The 23,026-nt window shown below is 39.2% G+C and carries 24 protein-coding genes, 1 riboswitch and 1 other annotated feature; of the genes, 7 read left to right on the top strand and 17 right to left on the bottom strand.

The genetic code is table 11. The features are described 5' to 3' along the window. Positions 1-20 precede the first annotated feature (20 nt). The 3 genes from BUB93_RS07685 to BUB93_RS07675 are packed head-to-tail and all read right to left on the bottom strand — an operon-like array spanning position 21 to position 3,232. Positions 21-767, bottom strand: a complete 747-nt coding sequence (locus tag BUB93_RS07685) for a class I SAM-dependent DNA methyltransferase (RefSeq protein ID WP_073270799.1) — start codon at positions 765-767, stop codon at positions 21-23. Positions 768-776: 9 nt separating this feature from the next. Then, positions 777-2,075, bottom strand: a complete 1,299-nt coding sequence (locus BUB93_RS07680; protein ID WP_143159079.1) for a tetratricopeptide repeat protein — start codon at positions 2,073-2,075, stop codon at positions 777-779. A gap of 2 nt (positions 2,076-2,077) precedes the next feature. After that, positions 2,078-3,232 carry a M20 metallopeptidase family protein gene (locus tag BUB93_RS07675; RefSeq protein ID WP_073270795.1) on the bottom strand — a complete coding sequence of 385 codons (1,155 nt, stop codon included), beginning with the start codon at positions 3,230-3,232 and terminating at the stop codon, positions 2,078-2,080. Positions 3,233-3,380: 148 nt separating this feature from the next. Then, positions 3,381-3,554: riboswitch (Lysine riboswitch) on the top strand. Between the two features lie 145 nt (positions 3,555-3,699). Between BUB93_RS07675 and BUB93_RS07670 the strand changes: the two genes are divergently transcribed. The 5 genes from BUB93_RS07670 to BUB93_RS07650 are packed head-to-tail and all read left to right on the top strand — an operon-like array spanning position 3,700 to position 8,329. Beyond that, complete coding sequence (locus BUB93_RS07670; protein WP_073270793.1) at positions 3,700-4,704, top strand: aspartate-semialdehyde dehydrogenase; 1,005 nt, start codon at positions 3,700-3,702, stop codon at positions 4,702-4,704. A gap of 4 nt (positions 4,705-4,708) precedes the next feature. Then, a complete protein-coding gene (gene dapA / locus BUB93_RS07665) occupies positions 4,709-5,587 on the top strand; it encodes a 4-hydroxy-tetrahydrodipicolinate synthase (RefSeq protein WP_073270791.1) in 879 nt (292 codons plus the stop codon). A gap of 15 nt (positions 5,588-5,602) precedes the next feature. After that, positions 5,603-6,352: a 4-hydroxy-tetrahydrodipicolinate reductase gene (dapB, locus tag BUB93_RS07660; RefSeq protein ID WP_073270789.1), complete on the top strand. Its 750-nt coding sequence runs from the start codon at positions 5,603-5,605 to the stop codon at positions 6,350-6,352. Between the two features lie 18 nt (positions 6,353-6,370). Next, on the top strand, positions 6,371-7,105 hold the full coding sequence (gene dapD, locus BUB93_RS07655) for a 2,3,4,5-tetrahydropyridine-2,6-dicarboxylate N-acetyltransferase (RefSeq protein WP_073270787.1): 735 nt from the start codon (positions 6,371-6,373) through the stop codon (positions 7,103-7,105). A gap of 18 nt (positions 7,106-7,123) precedes the next feature. Further along, positions 7,124-8,329 (top strand): aspartate kinase, encoded by a 1,206-nt coding sequence (locus tag BUB93_RS07650; RefSeq protein WP_073270785.1) that lies wholly within the window; start codon positions 7,124-7,126, stop codon positions 8,327-8,329. Positions 8,330-8,369: 40 nt separating this feature from the next. On the opposite strand, the gene BUB93_RS07645 is transcribed toward BUB93_RS07650, so the two are convergent. Further along, positions 8,370-9,047, bottom strand: coding sequence for a DUF975 family protein (locus BUB93_RS07645; protein WP_073270783.1), 678 nt, complete (start codon positions 9,045-9,047; stop codon positions 8,370-8,372). Positions 9,048-9,075: 28 nt separating this feature from the next. Beyond that, entirely contained in the window at positions 9,076-9,753 is a 678-nt protein-coding gene (locus BUB93_RS07640) for a 4Fe-4S double cluster binding domain-containing protein (protein ID WP_073270781.1), read from the bottom strand. An 80-nt stretch (positions 9,754-9,833) separates the two neighbouring features. Here BUB93_RS07640 and BUB93_RS07635 point away from each other — a divergent pair, with 80 nt between their 5' ends. Further along, positions 9,834-10,361 carry a DUF4364 family protein gene (locus tag BUB93_RS07635; protein WP_073270780.1) on the top strand — a complete coding sequence of 176 codons (528 nt, stop codon included), beginning with the start codon at positions 9,834-9,836 and terminating at the stop codon, positions 10,359-10,361. A gap of 60 nt (positions 10,362-10,421) precedes the next feature. On the opposite strand, the gene BUB93_RS07630 is transcribed toward BUB93_RS07635, so the two are convergent. The 3 genes from BUB93_RS07630 to BUB93_RS07620 all read right to left on the bottom strand — a co-directional run bounded on the left by BUB93_RS07630 (position 10,422) and on the right by BUB93_RS07620 (position 15,473). Beyond that, positions 10,422-13,070: a valine--tRNA ligase gene (locus BUB93_RS07630; RefSeq protein WP_073270778.1), complete on the bottom strand. Its 2,649-nt coding sequence runs from the start codon at positions 13,068-13,070 to the stop codon at positions 10,422-10,424. Positions 13,071-13,120: 50 nt separating this feature from the next. Continuing rightward, positions 13,121-13,325, bottom strand: a binding site (T-box leader). A 73-nt stretch (positions 13,326-13,398) separates the two neighbouring features. Then, complete coding sequence (locus BUB93_RS07625) at positions 13,399-14,808, bottom strand: sensor histidine kinase (protein ID WP_073270773.1); 1,410 nt, start codon at positions 14,806-14,808, stop codon at positions 13,399-13,401. 2 nt (positions 14,809-14,810) lie between these two features. Then, positions 14,811-15,473, bottom strand: coding sequence for a response regulator transcription factor (locus BUB93_RS07620; RefSeq protein ID WP_073270771.1), 663 nt, complete (start codon positions 15,471-15,473; stop codon positions 14,811-14,813). A gap of 162 nt (positions 15,474-15,635) precedes the next feature. Here BUB93_RS07620 and mgtE point away from each other — a divergent pair, with 162 nt between their 5' ends. Further along, complete coding sequence (gene mgtE / locus BUB93_RS07615) at positions 15,636-16,967, top strand: magnesium transporter (RefSeq protein ID WP_073270769.1); 1,332 nt, start codon at positions 15,636-15,638, stop codon at positions 16,965-16,967. A gap of 15 nt (positions 16,968-16,982) precedes the next feature. Here mgtE and BUB93_RS07610 read toward each other — a convergent pair whose 3' ends face one another. The 9 genes from BUB93_RS07610 to BUB93_RS07580 all read right to left on the bottom strand — a co-directional run bounded on the left by BUB93_RS07610 (position 16,983) and on the right by BUB93_RS07580 (position 22,908). Beyond that, positions 16,983-18,131, bottom strand: coding sequence for an MGDG synthase family glycosyltransferase (locus BUB93_RS07610; protein WP_073270767.1), 1,149 nt, complete (start codon positions 18,129-18,131; stop codon positions 16,983-16,985). 101 nt (positions 18,132-18,232) lie between these two features. Next, positions 18,233-18,790: a D-Ala-D-Ala carboxypeptidase family metallohydrolase gene (locus BUB93_RS07605; protein WP_084117120.1), complete on the bottom strand. Its 558-nt coding sequence runs from the start codon at positions 18,788-18,790 to the stop codon at positions 18,233-18,235. Then, positions 18,787-19,230, bottom strand: coding sequence for a phage holin family protein (locus tag BUB93_RS07595; RefSeq protein WP_084117118.1), 444 nt, complete (start codon positions 19,228-19,230; stop codon positions 18,787-18,789). The genes BUB93_RS07605 and BUB93_RS07595 overlap by 4 nt, the downstream gene beginning before the upstream one ends. Positions 19,231-19,332: 102 nt before the next feature. Continuing rightward, positions 19,333-19,482 carry a hypothetical protein gene (locus BUB93_RS11390; protein ID WP_159432072.1) on the bottom strand — a complete coding sequence of 50 codons (150 nt, stop codon included), beginning with the start codon at positions 19,480-19,482 and terminating at the stop codon, positions 19,333-19,335. 99 nt (positions 19,483-19,581) lie between these two features. Beyond that, positions 19,582-19,707, bottom strand: coding sequence for a hypothetical protein (locus BUB93_RS11510; protein WP_278278381.1), 126 nt, complete (start codon positions 19,705-19,707; stop codon positions 19,582-19,584). A 12-nt stretch (positions 19,708-19,719) separates the two neighbouring features. After that, positions 19,720-20,883 (bottom strand): uroporphyrinogen decarboxylase family protein, encoded by a 1,164-nt coding sequence (locus BUB93_RS07590; protein WP_073270765.1) that lies wholly within the window; start codon positions 20,881-20,883, stop codon positions 19,720-19,722. 69 nt (positions 20,884-20,952) lie between these two features. Beyond that, a complete protein-coding gene (locus BUB93_RS11445; protein WP_200789467.1) occupies positions 20,953-21,099 on the bottom strand; it encodes a hypothetical protein in 147 nt (48 codons plus the stop codon). Between the two features lie 14 nt (positions 21,100-21,113). Continuing rightward, positions 21,114-22,268: a uroporphyrinogen decarboxylase family protein gene (locus tag BUB93_RS07585; protein ID WP_084117114.1), complete on the bottom strand. Its 1,155-nt coding sequence runs from the start codon at positions 22,266-22,268 to the stop codon at positions 21,114-21,116. A gap of 1 nt (position 22,269) precedes the next feature. Next, positions 22,270-22,908: a cobalamin B12-binding domain-containing protein gene (locus BUB93_RS07580; RefSeq protein ID WP_073270763.1), complete on the bottom strand. Its 639-nt coding sequence runs from the start codon at positions 22,906-22,908 to the stop codon at positions 22,270-22,272. Between the last annotated feature and the right edge of the window lie 118 nt (positions 22,909-23,026).

Here is a 23,026-nt window from a genome sequence, read left to right as displayed (position 1 = left end):
TGTAGATATTTCCATGTTTTCTAGTTGCAAAATGCAACCATCCCAACCTTCTCTGATCTAGATGTGGGAAGGGTTTCAGATAAAAAATCATAAGCGTCAACGCTGTCAAATCCTGCATTTAAAAGCATATATTTTATTTTTTCAATCTCGTATGCCTTTTGCACATGAACTTCATCAAACCTTTCATAATTATTAGTGCCTTCTGCCTTTACAAAAAAATCTATTTCAAACTCGCTGATATCATTTTCTGAATCATAAAAACAATTCCATATATAACACAGATCATCTGACACGTAATTAAATGAGTGATTGCCATAAACATCTTTAAGTCTGTATTTAGTATTGATATCAAAAATGAAAACCCCTCCCTTTTCAAGGGAATTATATATATTTTTAAAGGCGTTATCCAAATCTTCTTCACCTAATATATAATTGATGGTGTCTAAACAAGATACGGCTGCATGGTACTTTTCAGTGTTCGCAAAATTGCAAACATCACCTTTCATCCACCTGACGCTTGATCCTTCAGCGAAAGATTTTTCATCGGCCACAGAAAGCATTTCATCCGAAATATCCATCCCGGTAACATTGTATCCCAACTTAGACAATGGTATGGACACATTTCCCGTGCCGCACCCTATCTCAAGCAAACTGTTGGCGCTGATATTTTTTTCTTTTATTTTTATATCTAGCCAGTTTACCATTTTATCGTAATCCACATCTTCATTTATTAAATTATCATAAATATAAGCCAGTTTATCGTACATGACACTCCATTAAAAGAAGAAATTTTTCTTCTTTTTCTTTCTTATGTAGTAAATTAAAAACACAATCAAAGCAACTATTATCCCGCCGGCAATTAGAATCACCGTGAAATTCCCATCTATAAATCTTCTTACGAACATCTCAAAAGCTGTAGGTGGCTTTCTTTCCTCCTCTATTCGCTCCAACGTGCTGTCAGGTATTCTAGCCATAGATTCATCCAACCATTGTTCAAGGTAGTAGTTAAGGTCAGGATCTAATTTTTCATACATTATGAGATCATACATTTCCTCATATCGTTTGAGATTCTCCAATGCCGTAATTTTGTTAATCAACATTTTGTTGTCAATCCGTTTGTGAAGCTCGCCAAAATTTAAGTCTGTCGATTCAATGAGTTCGTAGACTGCCAACACCTGGTTGTATTCCCTTTGTTGAACATATGAATCTGCCATTAGAAGATATACCAAATTGTGCGCTTCTGTGGGCTGAGAATTCTGGATATACTCCCTTCCCGCCTCTATGGCCTTTGCATAGTCCCTGTTCTCATATTCCTTCAAGAAAGCGTCTATTCTTGAACTTCTCTGTTTTACAAGCTCGTCTTTTATCTTATCGTCAACCGGATAGTAATTAAAGGATATATCTCTGAAATCTGCAGTTTCATCAAAGCTCCACTCAAGGCTGTACTGGGGAGTCATCTCTGTGGGGTTGACCGCATAGCGATTATCAAAGTTATAAATCCTAACGGATCTGGGGTTAAATGATGCAGTTACTTTTATGCTTTCCGGCTTGCTATTCCATGACTTGATATGCTCCAAATCAATATTGAACCCCAGCCTGCCATCTTCTGAATAATAATTCTCCACCGTATATGATATACTTGCTGTTTTAATCTCCCCCGGTCTCAAGGGCACTTCAAAGCTGTAAGTTCTCCAATTTGCATAATCAAGAGCCACTCCATCTATCAGATGATTTATCATTTCTCCCGCTACGATTCTAGAATTGTATACATAAGGTGTAAAGCGATATGTTGCTTCAGTGATGTTCACGTTAGACAAGGGCATGCCCATATACAAAAAAATTGTTTCCTCCCCTGTATTTTCAACCTCGTATGACGCATTTACCCTGGACGAGCTTTTATCGTTGACCAGTATGGATATATCTACGTTTTTTAGAGTTGCATCGCCCCCGCTTATAAGATAAAGGCCATTGAATACACCCTCGTTTTCATTTGCGGATATCTGGGTTGGAACTGCTATCAGACCGAAAACCAGTAAAATAAAAATGGCTGCGGTCATTAGATTCATCTTTTTCAATTTCAACTTCTCTCCCTACCTGCAAGTCTTGCATATACCTCAACAGCATTTAATAATATACTCTCGTCAAAATTAAATCTACAGTCATGCAGTCCATAGTCATATCCCAATTCTTCATTGCGTGATCCCAAGTAAAAAAACACTCCCGGTACCGCTTTTTGATAGTAGGAAAAATCCTCAGCAATCATCATTGGATCAGCCTCCTTGTATTCGTCTTTATCAAGCAGAGCTATAAAACTTTTATGAACTGCCGCATCGTTAGTGACAGGAGGATACATGTCTATAAATTTATATTCTATCGTACAATTAAATGCAATCTCATATCCTTTGAGTATTTCAATTACCCGCATTTTCATCTGATCGTAAACTGCTTCTTCATAAGACCGCATCGTTCCGGAAAGACTCACATGTCTCGCTACTACATTGACTCTTTCCCCCCCGGATATAGTTCCAATTGACAACAAAGATGTTTTAACCGGATTTATATTTCTGCTGACTACCGTCTGAAGAGATCCCACAATGCTGGATGCTATTACTACCGCATCAATTCCTTGATGAGGCACCGCCGCATGAGAGCTTTTGCCTTTGATATCGATGTAAAACTCTCCTGTCTGTGCCATCATTGGCCCCGACTTTACTGCTACTATGCCTTGGTCTACATCCGGCATGATATGGCATCCGAATATTTCCCCTACATTGTATCTTAATAAGAGTCCCTCTTCAACAATTGCTTTTGCTCCGCCTGGTCCCTCCTCAGCTGGTTGAAAAATAAGCAGGATATTTTTTTCTGGTTTTATGTCATTGTCCTTCAAGTACTTTGCAAAAACAAGCAAAATAGTCATGTGACCATCGTGACCACATGCATGCATCATGCTTTCATGAACAGATGTGTAATCCACGTCCGTTTCCTCTCTTACTGACAACCCGTCCATATCCGCTCTCAAAGCTGTCGTTGTTTCCTTGTCATTTCCCTCAATCAGCAAATAGACTCCCGTATCAGTAATATCTTCAGGCTCATAACCTAAATCCTTCAAGTATTTTTTTATATATGCATTTGTTTTATATTCACCATATCCCTCTTCAGGAATCATGTGCAGATCTCTTCTTATTTTAATTGCTTCATCCAGCATATTTAATATATTTTCCCTTACTTTCATGACTTCCTCCTCCAAATTTGCATTTTAGTCGTTTTTAATGTAAAATGAACTCACTTGTAATATTATAACGCAAATGAAATATAAAAAACATACGCAATTGTGTTTATTTTTTTGCATCTTTTTGTTATACTATTAGACAATCAAATATTTTTAAGATAGAGGTGCATCTTTTATAAGTACTCACAGGAACGGTTTCAGGATCGGATGAACTGGGATGAAAGGGTAAGATGCCGAAGTTTTCGATTCCCTGAAGTCTCGAATGCTGGTTGCCTGGTGAATAACCTTGCAATTGTCATCCAAAAGATGGAGCGCTATCTGAAACTGCCTGAGATATACATTTTTTATGCATGTCTTGTCAACGTTCAGCTAGTTTATATTAAACTAGCTTTTTTATTAGAGTTTTGCAGTTTACTTAAAAAATCTGCATCAGCAGATCAACCATAAAAACTTAGGAGGTTTTAATCAAAATGAAAAAGTACAATGTCGCCGTCGTCGGTGCAACTGGAATGGTTGGAAGAAAGGTTCTGGAACTATTAGAAGAAAGAAATTTCCCAATTGAGAATTTTTACCCATTGGCATCGGCTAGATCAAAGGGCGAAGAACTGACTTTCATGGGAAAGACTTATACGGTACAAGAATTAACTGAAAAATCATTCGAACAAGATATTGATATTGCAATATTCTCTGCCGGCGGAGGAACCAGCGAAAAGTTTTCACCTATCGCTGCAAAAAATAATGTGGTGGTAGTGGACAACTCTTCAGCATTCAGAATGGATCCTACAGTACCACTGGTAGTGCCGGAAGTAAATCCGGATGATCTGAAATGGCACAAAAACATTATTGCCAACCCTAACTGCTCAACCATTCAAGCAGTAGTGGCATTAAAGCCCCTTCATGAAAATTACAAAATCAAAAGAATTGTATATTCCACATACCAAGCGGTTTCAGGATCAGGCATTAAAGGTTACGAAGATCTTGAGAAGGGCGTAAAGGGTGGAACAAACGAGTTTTATCCTCATCAAATCGCCTTCAACTGCCTTCCTCACATCGATGTGTTCCTAGACAACGGGTACACCAAGGAAGAAATGAAGATGATTGAAGAAACACAGAAAATACTTGGTGACGACTCACTTAAAATCACGGCTACAGCGGTAAGGGTTCCGGTATTTTATGGACACAGCGAAAGCGTCAACCTTGAATTCGAGACACCTTTTGAATTGAAAGAAATACGCAGCTTGCTTTCAAACTCACCGGGCATAGTGGTAGAAGACGACGTCGCCAACAACATTTATCCACTGGCAAGAAACGCAGAAGGCAAAAATGAAGTTTTTGTCGGCCGAATCAGACGCGACGAAAGCGTGGAAAACGGCTTGAATCTCTGGATAGTAGCAGACAACATCAGAAAAGGTGCAGCTGCCAACGCTGTTCAAATTGCAGAATTGCTAATTAAAAATAATTTATTAAGCAGGTGATGATATGAGTGTATTTAAAGGATCAGGAGTAGCAATCGTAACACCATTTAAAGACAACAAAATAGATTATCCGAGGCTAGAGCAACTGATTGAATGGCACATCAAAGAAGGCACCGATGCAATCATTATTTGTGGGACTACAGGTGAGACGCCTTGCCTCTCTGACGAGGAGCAGCAAGATGAGATCAAGTTTGCAGTAGACGTAGTTAAAGGCAGGATACCAGTCATTGCAGGCACCGGAAGCAACAGCACCTTCCACGCTGTTGAGATGTCAAAATATGCAGACCAAGTGGGAGCCGACGCAGTACTTGTTATGAACCCCTACTACAACAAGGGTACTCAAAAGGGTATCGTCAAGCATTTCGAAGCAGTTGCAAGCAGCGTATCATGCCCTGTCATAGTCTACAATGTTCCCAGCCGAACGGGCCTTAACATTAGCGTTGACACCATGGTTGAATTGTCAAAGATAAAAAACATAACCGCTGTTAAAGAAGCTAGCGGAGACATATTGCAAGTAGCTGAAATAGCTAGATTGTGCGGGGAAGATTTTGCCATTTATTCGGGAAATGACAATCAGGTGGTGCCTATCCTATCTCTCGGCGGCATCGGAGTCATCAGCGTCAGTGCAAATATAATTCCTAAAGACATGCATGACATGGTTGCAAAATACCTCTCCGGAGACGTAAAAGGCAGCCTTAGTCTTCAACTTAAGATGAATGGCCTAAATGATGCATTGTTCATTGAAGCAAATCCCATACCTATAAAAGCTGCTTTAAAGCTAATGGGAATGGACACGGGAGAAGTTAGAATGCCTTTGACAGAAATGGAAGAGGATCATTTGAAGATTCTTGAATCAGAGATGAAAGCTTACGGAATACTTTAATTTGGAGGAAACAAAATGAAAATTTTACTCAGTGGATGCAACGGTGGAATGGGAAAAACCATATCATCTCTCGTAGCTGAGAGGGATGACATGGAAATAGTTGCCGGGTTTGACTCGTCACAATCGCCTGACAGCCCCTTTACCGTTTATACCGAACTGGAAGATGTACAAGAAAAGATTGATGCGATCATCGACTTTTCACACTTCAGCGCATTCGACAAAATAGTCGATTTTGCAGAAGACAAAAAAATACCATTGGTAATGGCTACTACCGGATTGAGTCAAACTGATGAAGATCGATTAAAAGAACTATCGAAGTCAATACCGGTATTTAGGACAGCAAACATGTCCATAGGAGTCAATGTCCTTCTCGGGCTTGTATCACAAGCTGAAAAGATGTTGCAAGGCTTTGATATTGAAATAATCGAAAAACACCACAACAAAAAAGTTGATGCTCCAAGCGGTACGGCACTGATGCTCGCAAATGCGATAAACGAAAGCGCAGCAGAAAAATTCACTTTTACTTACGGCCGTGAAGGCACCTCTGCCAAACGCCAGGACAAAGAGCTTGGAATACACGCCGTAAGAGGTGGTACTATCGCAGGCGAACACACCGTTTTGTACGCAGGTGACGATGAAAATATCGAAATCAAGCACACTGCGACTTCAAAAAAGGTGTTTGCTAAAGGAGCGGTGGAGGCTGCTAGATACATCGCCGTTCAAAAAAACGGACTTTACGATATGAAAAAAATGCTAGGTTTATAATTGAGAGGAGAAGTTAATATGACTACAAACGAAGAATTAAAAAAACAATTTGATCTTACCAACCCTTATGAGATTGCAAAATACATAAAGGCGGTACAAAAACAAACACCTGTAAAAGCCTATATCAACGGTGACTTCACAGAAGCAGACCTTGAAGGCATGGAATACTACGGTCTTCCTAGTTCCTTTACATTATTTGGAGAAAGCGATATAGTCTTGCCGTTTATCGATAAAAACAAAGAGAAAATCAAATCCTGCAGAGTCGAAAATGACAGAAGAAACTCAGCAGTTCCCATGCTTGACATGACTGCTGTGGATGCTAGAATCGAACCAGGCGTCTTTATCAGAGAAGGTGCACATATAGGGAAAAGCTGCGTTCTGATGATGGGTGCGGTTATAAACATAGGTGCAAACATAGGAGACGGAACCATGATCGACATGAATGCCGTAGTAGGCGCTAGAGGCCAGCTAGGCAAAAACGTACATCTTGGAGCAGGCGCTGTGGTAGCAGGCGTATTAGAACCCCCAAGCAAGACTCCTGTTATTATCGAGGACGATGTAGTCATAGGAGCAAACGCAGTTATATTGGAAGGCGTAAAAGTCGGAAAAGGTTCCGTGGTAGCTGCCGGAGCAATCGTTACAAAAGATGTTCCTTCAGGCACCGTGGTAGCAGGATCTCCTGCAAAAGTCATTAAGGATATTGATGATAAAACTAAAAGCAAGACAGAGTTGCTTGATGATCTTAGAGGATAACATTATAAAGGAGCTAAAATGAATATCGTAGTGCAAAAATACGGCGGAACTTCCGTCGGAAATATAGATAGAATTCAAAATGTAGCAAAGCGAATCATAAAAAAGAAGGAAGAAAATCACAAAATAGTGGTGGTCGTTTCAGCTATGGGCGACAATACCGACAAGCTTTTGGAAATGGCCTATCAGATTTCAGAAAATCCGCCAAAGCGGGAAATCGACATGCTTATTTCCACAGGAGAACAGGTATCCATTGCCTTATTGTCAATGGCTCTAAACAGCATGGGACATCAAGCTATATCATTGACAGGATCACAGGTAGGAATAAAGACCACAGGACATCATACAAAATCCAGGATTGCAGACATTGACGACAGCACGATAAAAAAACACCTAAAGGAAGATAAAATAGTCATAGTTGCTGGATTTCAAGGCGCCAACGAAGAGTCAGACATAACAACCTTAGGTCGTGGTGGCTCGGATACATCTGCTGTCGCCATAGCCAGCAAGCTACAGTGTCCTTGCGAGATATACACCGACGTAGACGGAATATATTCACTGGATCCTAGAGTTTACCCTAATGCAAAAAAACTAGACGTCATAAGCTACGAAGAGATGTTGGAAATGGCAAGTTTGGGCGCAGGCATAATGCATACAAGAGCGATCGAGCTAGGTCAAAAGTACCATATCCCAATTATAGTTGCATCCAGCATGGGGGAAAAACCAGGTACAGTTATCAAGGAGAGTGAGAAGAATATGGAAAGCGCGGTTATAACGGGCTTGGCAATTGACAATAACGACGTGATGATTACACTGAATCATGTTCCCTACAGTATAAGAACTACTGCAGATATCTTTGATTCACTGGCTAAAAAGGATATCAATATAGACATGATAAGTCAGACTTCCCCACAGGATAATTCGGTAAGCATATCATTTACTACGCCAAAAAGTGAATTGAGCGATACCAGGGACATCTTGGCTTTCCTGGCTAAGAAATACCCACAGATTTCTTATGGTATAAATGAAGACATATCTAAATTATCAGTTGTGGGAATTGGGATGCGAAGCCATAGTGGAGTTGCAGCTCAAATATTTGTGCTTCTTGCCAAAGCAGGCATTGAAGTTCAAATGGTTACAACCTCAGAAATCAAAATCAGTTATGCGATTGATTCTGCCGATCAACAAAAAGCAGTCAACCTTATTGCTGATGCATTTGAACTTTAAAAAACTGCCTGGAGCATCTGCTCCAGGCAGTTTTCATTTTCTATTGAACATCTCCGGCGTACTTTCTAATTAGGTCAGTATCTGTTCCGTTTATTAAATCCTGATAAAAAACAGCAATTGTGTTGTTGAAATAAGGCATGACGTAAACGTAACCCAGCCCCAATGTCACTGCTGAAAAAACAAACCATCCCACAAAGCTCATAAGCAAGTTAAAATACCTTCCCTTGTGACCTTTCATAATGTCCTTGCTCATAGACAGAGCATCCATTGCAGATAGGCTTTTATAATCCGCCAACAGATAATATGCCATGGAATAATTGATAGCTGCTATAATTCCCGGAATTATGAAAAGCAAGCTCCAAAGCACTATGAATATAGTTTGCATAAGGCCACAGAGAAACGTCGTTCCAAACCTCTTGAACCCGGTAAAAACATGGACTATTTCCCCCTCATTGCCTCTTGCTGCATTCAGAAAAAACAAAGCTACTCCATAGGATATTGGCCCTGTAAATATTATCGATTGAATCCCAGCAAGACTGGTAAGGTTTCGAGCCTGTGTTCCAAAAATTTCGTGCATGACTTGAAAATAACCATCTATGAATGATATCGAGCTTAATATAAAAAAACTGATGATCAAAACAGCTACAGAATTAAGCCAATTTTTCCTCATTCTCAATATTCCCATATTTTTCATTTGATCAGTTGAATTAAATTCCATAAAATCATCTCCCGTTAATATTTATGTGTCATTTGTTGCTTGTATGGTTTTTGGGACAAATGCTCATACAAATGCCGCATACGACTCCCCTTCCTATGTCTTTGTAAGCTTCCTTCATGTAATCGCTGCATGCCCTTGCGTCATATAGCTCGTTTCTTTCCATTCCAGCTTTCCACTCTTTTCCTTCTATAGCCATTGCCGGGCAGCTTTCAACGCATATCCTGCACGATCCACACCCACCTGATCTGACCGGAGATGCCGAAGGTAGCTTCATATTGGTAAAAATCGTCCCCAATCTCACAGAGGGACCAAGCTTGTCGTCTATGAACATGCCGCTTTTCCCTACCCATCCCAGGCCGGACAAAGTGGCCGCCGTTCTGTGTTGAAAAACTCCACTGATTTCATTTTTCTCGCTTACAGTTTGTGATGCTGGTATGGGCACAGCTTTAAACCCCATTTTTTGTAGATATAGCACTATTTTGAGTGAGACCTCGTTTATATGGTAGTTGACGCTTCTGTAATGGGCAAAGTAAGTCTTCGAAGGACCGCTTTTTATGTCATCAACTATAGGCTCCGACAATTTAATCGAAAATGATATCCCATATTCAAGCTCTTTCCAATTATTTGGCACTACGCTTTTTGCACCAAAGAAACCCAGTCTAGATACTCCCAAAGATTCTATATAGCTTATCAGATTATCAGTCATTTTATTGCTCCTTATCGTATTTTGCACTTATATGAGTCACCCTTTTCTGTTATAATATAAACAGAAAGTAGGTGTACCAATTGTATTTTGACTCAGAAAACATACTTGAGAATAAACTAATTATATTATATGCACTGGACCAATTCAAGGTTCCGGTAAACAAGGAACAAATTAGCCAAATCGTATTGGAAAACGTTCAAATCAGTTACTTTGATATACAGTTTTTAATCAATAGCCTATTAGATGATGAATTTCTATACAAGATGAATGACAGCGATATAGACTATTTTTCTATTTCTGAAAAAGGTAGGGAAACCCTGTCTCTATTTTCTGACAGGATACCTTTATTCATAAAGGAGATATTAGACATATTCATCCGCCAAAACAAGGATAAAGTTTTAAGGCAGGTAAAAAATCTGGCCACTTATAAGCTTACCGGAGACGGCGAGTTTGATGTCAGCCTTAGATTAATGGAAAATGATGTTTCTCTGATATCCATATCCCTTAATGTCCCCAGCAAAACCCAGGCCAAGTATATATGTTCAAATTGGGAGTCTAAGGGACAAAATATTTATACCGATATAATCGACTCCTTGATAAAGGAGTAAAAAAAACAGCCTAAGCTGTTTTTTTATTGCCTCCCTTTTACCTTTGGATATCATCGAATCTTAGTTTTCATATTTTTTGATCATTTCCAAAACATTGTCATACATCTTTTGATACTTTTCCTGTTTTGCCTTTTCTTCTTCTACAACCTTTTCTGGAGCTTTTTTTATAAAGCCTTCATTTGAAAGTTTTTTGACAACTCTGTCTATTTCTTTAGCCAGATTATCTTTTTCCTTATTCAGTCTTTCAAGCTCCTTTTCCTTGTCTACAAGTTCATCCAAAGGAATCATGATTTCGGCGCCATCGATCAATGCCGCAGTGGCATTTTCCAATCCATGATCTTTCCCCACTGCTTTTACGCTAGATCCGTTGGCAAGATTTTTTATATAGGATTCATTTTTTATGATTATCTCTTCTATCTTGCTGTCAAATGGAACTACAAATATGCTGACCTTCTTTGAGGGAGGAACATTAAGCTCTGCCTTTATGTTTCTTACAGCTCTTATTGCATCCATAACAAACCCTATCTCGCTTTCTTCTGCGTTATAACAGTGGTCTTCCTTCCATTCAGGCCATCTAGACAACATTACTGTTTCTTCCTCATCCTGTATAGCCAAAAACAGTTTTTCCGTTATAAATGGCATAAATGGGTGCAGCAGTTTCAATGAGGTTTTTAGCACATGCTTCAATGTAGCCTGAGCAGCTTTTTTAGAATCGTCATCACCGTACAACCTGCTTTTTACGAGTTCGATATACCAGTCACAATACTCGTTCCATAAAAAATCATATAATTTTTGAGCTGCTATTCCCAGTTCGTATTTTTCCATATTTTCATTTACTTCTCTTGTTATTTGATTCAGTCTGCTCAAAATCCACTTGTCCATGGACAACAAATCATCTTTTACGTCAGCTATTTCTAAAATGACGTCATTTTCTGTATTCATTATGACAAATTTCGAAGCATTCCAGATTTTATTGGCAAAGTTTCTGTTAGCTATAACCTTCTCATCGTGCCATCTTATATCGTTGCCTGCCGCATTTCCTGTCACTATAGTAAATCTAAGCGGGTCCGCTCCGTATTTTTCAATAACTTCCAAGGGATCTACTCCATTGCCAAGAGATTTGCTCATCTTTCTCCCTTGCGCATCCCTGATCAATCCGTGAATATACACATCACTGAAAGGAGTCTCCCCCATCTGTTCGATTCCTGAAAAGATCATTCTTGCTACCCAAAAGAAAATAATGTCGAATCCTGTGACAAGAAGATTATTTGGATAGAATTTATTAAGGTCTTCAGTGTTTTCCGGCCATCCTAAAGTTGAAAATGGCCAAAGTGCAGAGCTAAACCATGTATCAAGCACATCTTCATCCTGCCTAACATTTCCCGACCCGCATTTGCCACAAGAAGTAACTTCATCTTTGGAAACCATGACCTCGTTGCAATCGTCACAATAATATGCGGGAATCCTATGTCCCCACCACAGCTGCCTGGATATGCACCAATCTTTTATGTTTTCCATCCAGTTGAAGTAAATCTTGCTGAATCTTTCAGGCACGAATTTCGTTTTTCCATCCCTTACCACATCTATTGCAGGCTTAGCAAGTGGCTCCATGCTTACAAACCATTGCCTTGATATAATAGGCTCAACTACAGTGTCGCATCTGTAACAGGCTCCCACATTATGCACATGCTCTTGGATTTTCTCGATAAGCCCTAAAGCCTTAAGATCTTCTAAGACTTTCTTTCTCGCTTCGTATCTTTCAAGACCCTTGTAATCTCCTGCATGCTCATTCATGATTCCAGAGTCGTCAAGGACTCTAATCTGGTCCAGGTTGTGTCTTAAGCCGACCTCAAAGTCATTTGGATCATGAGCAGGAGTCATTTTAACTGCACCTGTCCCAAACTCCATATCAACGTAATCGTCAGCGATTATTGGGATTTTCCTGTTCATAAGAGGCAGTATTACATTTTTGCCTATCAAGTCCTTGTATCTTTCATCGTTGGGATTCACGGCCACTCCGCTATCTCCCAACATGGTCTCCGGTCTCGTCGTTGCTACGACCAAATATTTGTCGCCACTTTCTAGAGGATATCTCAAGTGATAAAGGTTTCCGCTTTTTTCACTGTACTCCACCTCGGCGTCGGAAAGTGCAGTCTTGCAGTCAGGACACCAATTTATTATTCTGTTTCCCCTATAGACAAGCCCCTTGCCATATAGCCGTACAAAAGTTTCCACAACCGCCTCGCTGCAGCCCTCATCCATGGTAAACCTCTCCCGGTCCCAATCGCATGAAGCGCCCAGCTTTTTGAACTGATCCACTATTCTTTTTTTATAAACCACGGCCCAGTCCCAGGCTCTGTTTAAAAACTCCTCTCTGCCAAGCTCTTCCTTTGTTTTTCCTTCATCTTCTTTAATTTTTTCAACTACCTTGACTTCTGTAGCTATACTCGCATGGTCTGTTCCCGGAAGCCACAAAGCGCTGAACCCCTGCATTCTTTTCCATCTGATAATGATATCCTGTAGAGTTCCATCAAAGGCGTGTCCCAGATGAAGCTGTCCTGTTATATTAGGAGGAGGCATCACTATTGTGTAGGGCTTGCCGTCATTGTTCGCTTCCGGTTTGAAATAGCCCCGTCTTTCCCAGTTTTCATAAATTTCATCTTCGAATTCGATAGGATCATAAGATTTAGATAATTGCTTTTTGTTCATTTTTTCCTCCTGTTTACATATTATTTCAAAAAAAAATCCCCTGCTAATCAGCAAGGGACGATATCTACCGCGGTTCCACCCTAATTGGTTTATAACCCAACTCCAATTTTAACGCATTTGCGTCCTTGCTTACTATATGTTCAGCAAGGCGGTTCAGAAGCTACCTTCTAAAAGCCTTTGACGGAAAATCTCACAGCCTTGGATTCTCCTCTCTGTAGCCCGGTCTTTTATACTCCTCTTCATCGTTACCTTTTAATATTAAGTTGAAAACACATATACATTTTACATGAAAATCTTCTTCTTGTAAATCATCAATTATACGTTAGATTCATTTGCTTTCATGTAAATCAAAACTAAAGCATACACCATCGTTTCTGTTCTCAGCTTTGTACTTTCCATCGTGAAGGCTTATTATGTTCTTGGCTATTGAAAGTCCCAAACCGACACCTTTTTTACCTTTCCTCTTGTCTCCCTTGAAAAAGCTCTCCCAGATGTAATCCAGTTCATTTTCGTTTATCTTTTCCCCTTCATTGAATACCCCGGTTGTTATGATTCCTCCATTGTGCTCAACCGATAAAATTACTCTGCCGCCCTGCCTGACGTGATTGAATGCGTTGTTTAACAGATTGTTCAAAACCTGTTCCAATCTGAATTCATCTCCATCAATATGATACTCACAGCCTTCATCTGCAACCAGCCTGAATTCTACGTTTGAATCCCTCTTCTGGTTTGAGTATTTTTCATGAACCTGCCTGACAAGATCGGAATAATTGAATTTTCTTTTTACCAGTTTATAGCTTCCAGATTCAAGCTGAGACAAATCCAAAAGATCTTGAGTCATCTTGCTGATCTTATCAGCCTCTAAGGATATTACCCTCAACGCATTATCCCTGTCCTTTTCGTTTGCATACACCTTGTCTTCGATTGCTTCAATATAACCCTCTATTACAGTAAGCGGCGTCTGTATTTCATGGGAAACCCTTGCGACAAATTCCCTTCTCATCTTGTCTAGGTTTTTTTCTTTTTCAAGCTCTTCCGTTAACTGCCTGATGGTATCTTCAAGTTTTACCATCAATTCGTTTAATGTTTGCCCCAACTGTCCTGTTTCATCTTGGGACCTTACGCTGTATTTAGCTTTAAAATCAAGCTTTTTCATCCTCTGGGCCACTTTATTAAGTTCTACCAACGGTTTTGATATACCCTTAGACAACGGATATATAACGGCAATAGACAGTATCAAAACCGGCAAGATGAGATACATCATAAAACTCTTCAACGCCTCAATCGCCCTTTGAAAAGACTCATATCCAGTCCTAATCACTAAATAGTTGCCATCACTTAATTCTTGATTGAAGATAAGCCAGTCTTGCTCCACAGACGAGTCATTTGCATTCATCCTGTAAAACCTACCCTGCCCCATCATCATATTCATCATGTGCCTCATATTCCCTGACCCTCCAGACACGCTTCCAGAGTACAGAACAGTTCCTCTATCTGTGACTATTTCAACAGTCATCCCCAAGCTTAATGAGTAAGTCTTTAGGATATCCTCGATATCGGCATTGTTTTCATCATATAATTCCTGAATTTCCTCTGCTGTTTCTCTCAAGGAATTTTCCTGAGTCATATAATAAAAATCATCAAGAAAGAACTCCACCATAAACACGATGAATCCGGAAATAATAAGGATCAGTATAGCCATGTAAATGAATATTCTGTTAAAAATGCTTTTTTTCATCGTCACACCTCAAATTTATAGCCTAAACCTCTCACTGTCTTGATATAACCTTCAGCTGCTCCCAGTTTTTTTCTTAGCCTTTTTATTGCTGTATCCACAACCCTGTCATCACCTTCAAAATCTATTCCCCAGAGCCCGTCAAGGAGCTTGCCCCTACTAATGGGTATATTTATGTTTTTTGCCAGGTATGCTAAAAGCTCATATTCTTTACGGGAAAGCTCGATTAACTCTCCACTGACTCTAGCTTCCATTTTAATCAGATCTATAGTCAGTTCTCCGTATGTCTGGAGATAATCTTCCTGGTTTCCTGATCTTTTAAGTATGGCTTTGGTCCTCATTACCAGTTCTTTCATGCTAAAGGGCTTTACTAGATAATCATCTGCGCCTGTTTCAAAACCCTTTATCTTATCTTCAAGTTCTCTTTTTGCGGTAAGAAAAACAACCGGAACCTTGCTGTCCTTCCTTATGTAATCCAGCACTTCATATCCGTCAAGGCCGGGCATCATAATATCCATAATTATTATATCCGCCAAGGAGTCCCTCCACTTTTCTACAGCTTCAAGACCATTTTGAGCAGTAACCACCATAAAGCCTTCTTTTACCAGATAGGCTTCTATCAGATTCCTTAGGTTTTCCTCATCTTCGACCACAAATATTTTTTTCATAAAATCACCCTATAGTTGACTTTTGATTATATTATAACCTATTCTTGTGTCGTTATCGTGTCTTTTTAGTTGATATCTTAATATATAATAATTATAATAGATACGTTGACTTCAGTGTCACTTATTACTATATGGGTATAGACATTACAGGAGGTGTTTATAATGAAGAAGCTGTTGGAACTTCTTAAAGAGAAAAAATTCAAGGATTTAAGAATTCATATTTCTACCCTTCATGCTCCCGATATTGCAGAAGCAATGGCAGAAGTCAGCCAAAAGGAAAGCCTCCTGATTTTTAGACTTCTTCCAAAGGATCTGGCTGTGGAGGTTTTTTCACATATGGAGCCCTCATATCAAGTTGAATTTTCTCAGCTCATTAATGAGGATGAACTTAAGGAGCTTGTCAACGAGCTGAATTTTGATGACAAGATAGACTATTTGGAGGAGATTCCTGCGAATCTCGTAAAAAAAATATTGCAAAACACTCCCGAAAATGAACGAAGGCTCATAAATCAATTCCTCAACTACCCTGAATATTCCGCCGGAAGCATAATGACCATAGAATTTGTGGACTTGAAAAAGCGCATGACCGTCAGAGAAGCTATCAATCGAATCAGAAAAATTGGCGTTGACAAAGAAACCATATACACCTGTTACGTTACAGACAACGAAAGAAAGTTAGAGGGTATAATATCCCTTAAAGAGCTGATACTATCCTCAGAAGACTCAAAGGTGGAAGCTATAATGAATAAAGAATTCATAAGCGTCGAAACCCACGACAATCAAGAGGATGTTGCGGATAAGTTCTTAAAATATGATCTTTTGGCAATGCCGGTAGTTGATTCTGAGAACAGACTTGTAGGCATCATAACAGTTGATGATATAATGGATGTAATGGAAGAAGAAACCACAAAGGATTTTCATATGATGGCTGGTATGCAGATTTCCGAGGAAAGCTATCTCGAATCCACTGTTGCAGGTTTATTTAAGAAGCGTTTTCCTTGGTTGGCAGTATTGATGATTTCGGCAACATTTACAAGCGCTATAATGGAACACTACCAAGCTTTAATTGCCAGCATGGCAATATTAAGCGCAAATATCCCCATGCTTATGGGCACCAGCGGAAATGCAGGGGCTCAAGCCTCAACTTTGATGGTCCGTTCCATAGCTGTCGGCGACGTAGAATTCAGAGATCTTTTCAGCATTATATGGAAAGAGTTGAGAGTAAGCTTTCTAATCGGCCTGAGCCTGGCATTTTTGAACTTCATCAGGATGTACATAATTGGCAATTATACATTTTTGCTTTCGTTTGTAGTCAGCCTTACGCTGATTGCCACAATTACGTTGGCAAAGCTTATAGGAAGCGCCCTACCTATGTTTGCGAAAAGAATCGGACTGGATCCTGCCATTATGGCTAATCCCATGATCAGCACCATATTGGACGCTTTAGTGCTGATCACCTACTTTACAATAACCTCGTTGTTTTTTCATTTTTAAAAACACCCGTTTTGCCTATGAAGGCATCACGAGTGTTTTATTTTTATACTTGCCCTCAATATTTTTTGCAATAAGTTCGCTTCCGAGAGCAATTATTCTGTCAATTGATTGTTCCTTGGCCATTTCAGACATATTCTGAGCCATACTGTCGAGAATGTCTTTGTTGTGGACCAGGTAGTCTACGACATTTGTCAAATCTTTTATTTTGTCAACTTTGATAGCCATTCCCGTTTCAACTAGAAAGTCGGTATTTTCCTCTTCCTGCCCAGGAATATAATATGGAATAATCATAGGTATATTCTTGATTATGGATTCTGTAGTCGTCAAGCCGCCGGGCTTTGTTATTATAACATCGCCCCTGTCCATGAGCTCAGGTATGTTTTCTACAAAACCATATACCTCTACGATTTTATTTAAATGCTCATCTTCCATAATTTTGTCGATTCTGCTTTTAACTTTGTCATTTTTTCCACAGACCACGATTATCTTTAAATTGTGCTTTGAGCTGATTAGGCTTAGAAATGCCTTTTCCATATGGGCAGTTCCCATTGAACCTGCCATCAGCAATACAGATAAATCAACGCTGTAATCCTTGACGGCTATTGTGGTATGATCTAAAAAGGATTTTCTCACCGGAATCCCATATGTGTGAATCTTCTTTTCATCCACGCCTTTTTTGATGATCGTTTCTTTTGTATATTCGCTGCCTGCAACATATGCATCTATTTGATCGTGAATGTATGCGCGATGTATCATATAATCTGTTACAATCGATATGATAGGAACGTCAAATTCTCTGTCTTCTTTTAAAGTGCCTAATACATTTGTAACCAAGGGATGTGTTGCGATTATAAGATCCGGATTATTTTCGTTAATTATGCCCATCATGTTTTTTTCCATTACGTCTGTAATAAGTGCTACGATGTAATGACTGAGCGTCTTGTTGTTGGCAGCTCGGTACATTCTGCCGTAGGTTCTGGGACTTAAGCTTAATATCTTTTCATATCCTCGGGATATTACCTTGTCCAGCAATAGATTTGTTTCCTTAAAAGCGTCAAATATTGCTGCTTCATATCCACTTGCTTCAAAATGCTCCTTTAATGAATTTGCGGCGATATTGTGTCCCCCGCCTGTTGAAGCGGTAAAAATTAAAACTTTCTTCATAAAATCAACCCCGTAATAATTTTTAAAGTCTAATATATTTTATCCTATAGGGATTAAAATATCATTAAAATTTAGTTTAATTTTTTGACAATACATTAATTCTACCATATTCTCTTGCTTCCTGTATCTAAATGTACAAAACTAGCGTAACTAATCCCGCATCCTCCATGGGAATTTATATTTACTGCCAACTTTCCCAGTTCTTTAACCGAAACTCCAGGGGATCTTATATCAGCCGCTCTGCCTTTTAGATGCAAAGAAGATTTGACCCCCCCTGAATTTATATTGTGCCTCTCACACCTTAAGCCTGAAGTGATTATTACAGGCCTTTTCAAGCTGTTTCTTATTCTTTGTAGCTGGGTGATTAGGTCTTCATCTATTTTAGCTGGAAAACCGTCGCAATAGGCTCCTCTGCATTTGCACTTAAATTCATGAGAGCTAAAATTCGGATACTTTAAAAACATTATTTCTCTGTTTGTTTCATCTCCAACTATTCCATCAATCTTTAATTTATTGTTTTTCTGAAATTCCATGACGGCAGCTCTTGTCTTAGGTCCGAATATCGAATCAATTTCCCTTTTATCCAGCAGGTATCCTTCTTTAACTAACATCTTTTGAAGATTTCTTACTTTAATTCCTCTCGCTCCTATACTTATCATCTCTCCAACTCCTCGTTTTTCTCCTTTAGGTTCCGCAAAACCCTTCTCATGAAGGCAGGCATTGGAATTCCAATCTCTCCTGCGTTTTCCATAATCGATATCCCTTCATTGCCGATATAAAAAATAATCGTGCAATTTCTTAACAGCAATGAATCCGTTTCGAATATCATATCCGTGTGATGGGCCAATATGACGATAAAAAATATTATGCCTTTTTTTAGAATTCCTCTGTAGCAAGCTTCAGAGCTTAAGTTGTTTTTATACAGAGCCAGTATCACACCAGTGACATAATCGATGACTATAAATAAAACCAAGGTCTGCATCGATTGGTCGAATCCTCCAACAAGTCTTACCAGCGCTGCTGCAATTCCCATAATGCCGATCTTCTCCCAAGGGCTCAGCGTCATTATTTTTGGCCTTATCATTTCTAATATATCCATTTTTTCACCTCCGTTTTTTATTTATCATCTACTAATAAAATGGAAATATCATCAAAAAAAGGACAAAAAAATAATCCCTTTTCAGAGATTATTATTTTACTCCTATCCAAACTCCTTGCTAAACCTGTAGTCAACTTTTACCAACCTGCCGCCAATCCTGTCATTTTGTTTCTTTTGAATTAGATAGATTATACCCATGACCATAAGAACCGCCGAAACGAGAGTGGTAACGGCAACAACAAACCTTTTCATTTATATCACCTCGTCTTTTGCTTATATTCTATTTATACCATAAACACTTTCTTCTAAACAACATTAAAGAGGCCGGTGCTTAACCGACCCCTTGTGAAATCATAAGATCATCATAAATGTAAGCCCAGCCATGAAGCCGTTTCGGATGTTTTCATCAGGTGGTAAGAAGTCGAGCTCATTTTTAACTTCTTCCATTATTTCTTCAATTGTTTTTTCTTCCGGCATATTTTTCACTCCTCATTTATAGACTCCATACTCGTGTACAAACTCATTGACTGCCTTGAAGTTTTCAATATTAACATCTTTACCCGACAATAAAGCTAGATTTGTTGAAAAAATAAAACCTCCACCAGGGGCACAATTGTCGATAATTTTTTTTGCATGATCTATGCATTCCTCCTTGGTTTCATATCTTAATTTATCCAAGGGCATGCCTCCTGATATAGTTATCTTCTTTCCTAAAATTTTTTTAACTTTTATTGGGTCGTCTTTTTCAAGATTTCCAATAGCAAAGTTATCCGGCAGTTCCTGAAGAAATTCATAATATGGCTCCCACAAGCCTTCCATAAATATAAAGACTTTAGCGCCTCTTTCATTGAGAGCCATCAACATTTTTTTATAGCTTGGCCAATAGAATTTTCCAAACTGCTCCGGTCCTAAAAATGTAGGTATGTGCAAAGGAGAAAACACCCATGGAAAAGGTTCTAGTTTTGGAGCATTTCCAGTTGCCAAGCTAATGCAAAAATCAACAAGCTTGTCTGTTGCCTCAAGTAATTTGTCAGGATTTCTTCTCATATCCGTAAGCGTACCTCTAAAACCTCTAAAATAGTCAAATATCTGATCAAGAGGTGCAATTATATAATTGCCTGCCGTCACAGGAACCCCTGCAAGGTCTTTCAGGTAAGCCGCTCCGTCGCCCATCTTCTTTCCAAAGTCGGCTAGACCAAGTGCCGCATTTTTTATCGCCTCCTTATTTTGAGGATAAGGCAGGTTTAAATTTGGGTATTTGCGTTTAAACAATACGTTTTTCGCAAACCTTATGGGGTTTTCGATAAAATCATCATACTCGGTGTCTGCCATGGGAGATATTTCTCCATGTTGAAGGGTAGTTCCATCCTCGCTTACAAAGTAGGCATTTACCCCCAAAGCGCTATACACATTCATAGCCCTGTTAAGTCCGAAACCAAGTGTTCCATCAAAATAAACGTCCTCAAATAACTTTCCATAAATTTTGAATTCATCATCATGGCTTTTCAAGCATTCTTCAATTGTCGCTCCTGCATAAGCTATCGCCATGGTCTCTACTAAAGACAACACAGGCACTCTGTCGGGTTCTTCGTGGTTGACTGTTTTAACAAATCTCTCTACACGTTCATTGTACATTTGTTCTTTTTCATTCATCAACATATCACCCTTTCTTGTCGCTTAGAGCCATGCTTACAAACGCAATGTCTTGAAGCACCCTTGATGTTACATCAGCAGAAACATGATAAAACCAAACATCATCTCCTCTTGTGACTGTATAGCAGGCGCCATAACCTCACCCTGCTCAGGCTTGATATCATTTTCCTCCATGTATTCAGGCCATGATGTGTATAATTCAGATTTATAATCCATTATAGATCCCTCCCTTAATATACGGCGTATTCACGAACAAATTCATTGACCGCTATAATATTTTCTGGCTTTGCATCCGCTAGAATCAGTGGATCTTTGTCATAGTTGAATATATAGTTTCCTCCAGGAGCCAAAATATCGATGACTTCCTTTGCCTTGTCTATACACTGTTGTTTCGTTCCGGTCCTAAGAAGGGTTACTGGATACATTCCTGAAATAATCTGTTTTTTGCCGAGTCTGTCTTTAACTAACTTGGGATCACCAAATTCGAACCATAGAAGGCAACCTTCCGGTAGTTCTTCCAGATAATCCATATGGCGCATCCAATCCTGCTCAACGAAAATATTCATTCCAACTCCTTTTTCAGCCAAACCATCGCATAGCTTCTTAAATGTAGGCCAATAATATTTTTCAAAATCCTTGGCATTTAAGAAAGGTCCCATATGAAGGGGTATGAATGTCCTGTTGTATCTGTTTGAATTTGGCAGCGCCCCACCTTTAAGCATCATTGGGAGAACAGCCTCACAAGCTTCTGCTACCATTGCCCCTCGTCTTTTAATATCTATGGTTATGCCTGTAAAGCTTCTCATTTGATCTGCTACAAGGTCAAATGGTGCTTCAACTAAAGTTATTCCGATTCCACCTGGTGAGACACCGTGCTTTTCAGCGGCTTTAGCTGTAAACGTTCCCACCTGACCCATCAAATCAGCCCAGGTTTTAAAAGCTTTCGCAAATGTCATCGCACGTTTTTCCGGCGTAGTGTCCAATCCTTTATATAGCCTTGGCAGAACTTTTTCGTTGACGAATTTGTATGGATCTTTGTTAAACTCAGGGTAATCTTCGGGCTCCAAGCTCCTTACTTCAGGATGCTGAATGAATCCGTCAGAACCCATCACGAAGTTTTTTGCCTTTAATATTTGATAAAGCTGGGGAAATCTGATCATTACCGTGGGAACGACATCGCTTTTGAAATCTTCAGTAGTTTTATCCATGACCTTTTCTATTATATCCATGTTCCACTGAGCTTCCCTGACATCGTAGCCGCAATATTCAATTGCATAAGCGATATCTGTCCATGTACTTATAGGTACCCTCTTGGGCATTTTCATATCATAAACATCGTTAAACATCTGGGTTATTTCTTGACTTTTCTTTTTCATATCAGCCATATCATTTCACCCACCCTTTACAGATCTTAACCCCTTCTGCTGCATTTGTGGTAAAGGCGTCTGCGCCTATGTGTTCACAAGCTTCTTTTGTTACAGGATTTCCACCTATTATTATTTTTACGCTGTCTCTTAATCCCGCTTCAACTAGTCCGTCAACGGTGTTTTTCATTGATTCAAGGGCTAGGGTTAAAACTCCGCTCATGCCGATTATTTCAGGCTTAACTTCTTTAACTTTATCAATAAACGCACCTACAGGTTGATCTATTCCTAAATCAAAAATTTCAAAGCCTGCGGCTTCAGACATGCTCTTGAATATGTTTTTACCTATATCGTGTAAGTCTCCATGGACTGTTCCTATTACTATCTTTCCGATTTTTTCAGTGGTACTTGAGCCAATTACAGGTTTCAATGTATCTATTGCCTCTGATAGGAGCTCTCCGGCAAAAATCAAATCTCCTACGAAATACTCCCCGGACTCGAACAATTCTCCAACTACTGCCATACCCTCCTGACAGGCACCTACTACCTTTTGCGCTTCTTCTTCTGAAGGATTAGATGATATAAATTCATTTAGAAGCTCTAATACCTCCTCTTCTTCAAGGTTTCCAATTAACTCTGTGATCTTTTTCAAATCAACCATATTATAAAACCTCCTTTTTTTACAACATACTTAAGTATGCTTAAGGAAATTATATCAAAGTAAAAATGAATTAGCAACACTCTTGTAAAATTAATTAAGATTTCAAAAAACAGCACTT

The organism is Alkalibacter saccharofermentans DSM 14828, assembly GCF_900128885.1.
Classification (GTDB): domain Bacteria; phylum Bacillota; class Clostridia; order Eubacteriales; family Alkalibacteraceae; genus Alkalibacter; species Alkalibacter saccharofermentans.
Note: the sequence above shows the minus strand (reverse complement) of the source record. Positions and strands in the feature narration are given on the sequence as shown.

Bases quoted from the DNA above. Each gene is read 5' to 3' on its own strand.
- BUB93_RS07685 (WP_073270799.1), bottom strand. From the start codon at position 767: ATGTACGATAAACTGGCTTATATTTATGATAATTTAATAAATGAAGAT.
- BUB93_RS07675 (WP_073270795.1), bottom strand. From the start codon at position 3,232: ATGAAAGTAAGGGAAAATATATTAAATATGCTGGATGAAGCAATTAAA.
- BUB93_RS07670 (WP_073270793.1), top strand. From the start codon at position 3,700: ATGAAAAAGTACAATGTCGCCGTCGTCGGTGCAACTGGAATGGTTGGA.
- dapA (WP_073270791.1), top strand. From the start codon at position 4,709: ATGAGTGTATTTAAAGGATCAGGAGTAGCAATCGTAACACCATTTAAA.
- dapB (WP_073270789.1), top strand. From the start codon at position 5,603: ATGAAAATTTTACTCAGTGGATGCAACGGTGGAATGGGAAAAACCATA.
- dapD (WP_073270787.1), top strand. From the start codon at position 6,371: ATGACTACAAACGAAGAATTAAAAAAACAATTTGATCTTACCAACCCT.
- BUB93_RS07650 (WP_073270785.1), top strand. From the start codon at position 7,124: ATGAATATCGTAGTGCAAAAATACGGCGGAACTTCCGTCGGAAATATA.
- BUB93_RS07645 (WP_073270783.1), bottom strand. From the start codon at position 9,047: ATGGAATTTAATTCAACTGATCAAATGAAAAATATGGGAATATTGAGA.
- BUB93_RS07640 (WP_073270781.1), bottom strand. From the start codon at position 9,753: ATGACTGATAATCTGATAAGCTATATAGAATCTTTGGGAGTATCTAGA.
- BUB93_RS07630 (WP_073270778.1), bottom strand. From the start codon at position 13,070: ATGAACAAAAAGCAATTATCTAAATCTTATGATCCTATCGAATTCGAA.
- BUB93_RS07625 (WP_073270773.1), bottom strand. From the start codon at position 14,808: ATGAAAAAAAGCATTTTTAACAGAATATTCATTTACATGGCTATACTG.
- BUB93_RS07620 (WP_073270771.1), bottom strand. From the start codon at position 15,473: ATGAAAAAAATATTTGTGGTCGAAGATGAGGAAAACCTAAGGAATCTG.
- mgtE (WP_073270769.1), top strand. From the start codon at position 15,636: ATGAAGAAGCTGTTGGAACTTCTTAAAGAGAAAAAATTCAAGGATTTA.
- BUB93_RS07610 (WP_073270767.1), bottom strand. From the start codon at position 18,131: ATGAAGAAAGTTTTAATTTTTACCGCTTCAACAGGCGGGGGACACAAT.
- BUB93_RS07605 (WP_084117120.1), bottom strand. From the start codon at position 18,790: ATGATAAGTATAGGAGCGAGAGGAATTAAAGTAAGAAATCTTCAAAAG.
- BUB93_RS07595 (WP_084117118.1), bottom strand. From the start codon at position 19,230: ATGGATATATTAGAAATGATAAGGCCAAAAATAATGACGCTGAGCCCT.
- BUB93_RS11390 (WP_159432072.1), bottom strand. From the start codon at position 19,482: ATGAAAAGGTTTGTTGTTGCCGTTACCACTCTCGTTTCGGCGGTTCTT.
- BUB93_RS11510 (WP_278278381.1), bottom strand. From the start codon at position 19,707: ATGCCGGAAGAAAAAACAATTGAAGAAATAATGGAAGAAGTTAAAAAT.
- BUB93_RS07590 (WP_073270765.1), bottom strand. From the start codon at position 20,883: ATGAATGAAAAAGAACAAATGTACAATGAACGTGTAGAGAGATTTGTT.
- BUB93_RS11445 (WP_200789467.1), bottom strand. From the start codon at position 21,099: ATGGATTATAAATCTGAATTATACACATCATGGCCTGAATACATGGAG.
- BUB93_RS07585 (WP_084117114.1), bottom strand. From the start codon at position 22,268: ATGGCTGATATGAAAAAGAAAAGTCAAGAAATAACCCAGATGTTTAAC.
- BUB93_RS07580 (WP_073270763.1), bottom strand. From the start codon at position 22,908: ATGGTTGATTTGAAAAAGATCACAGAGTTAATTGGAAACCTTGAAGAA.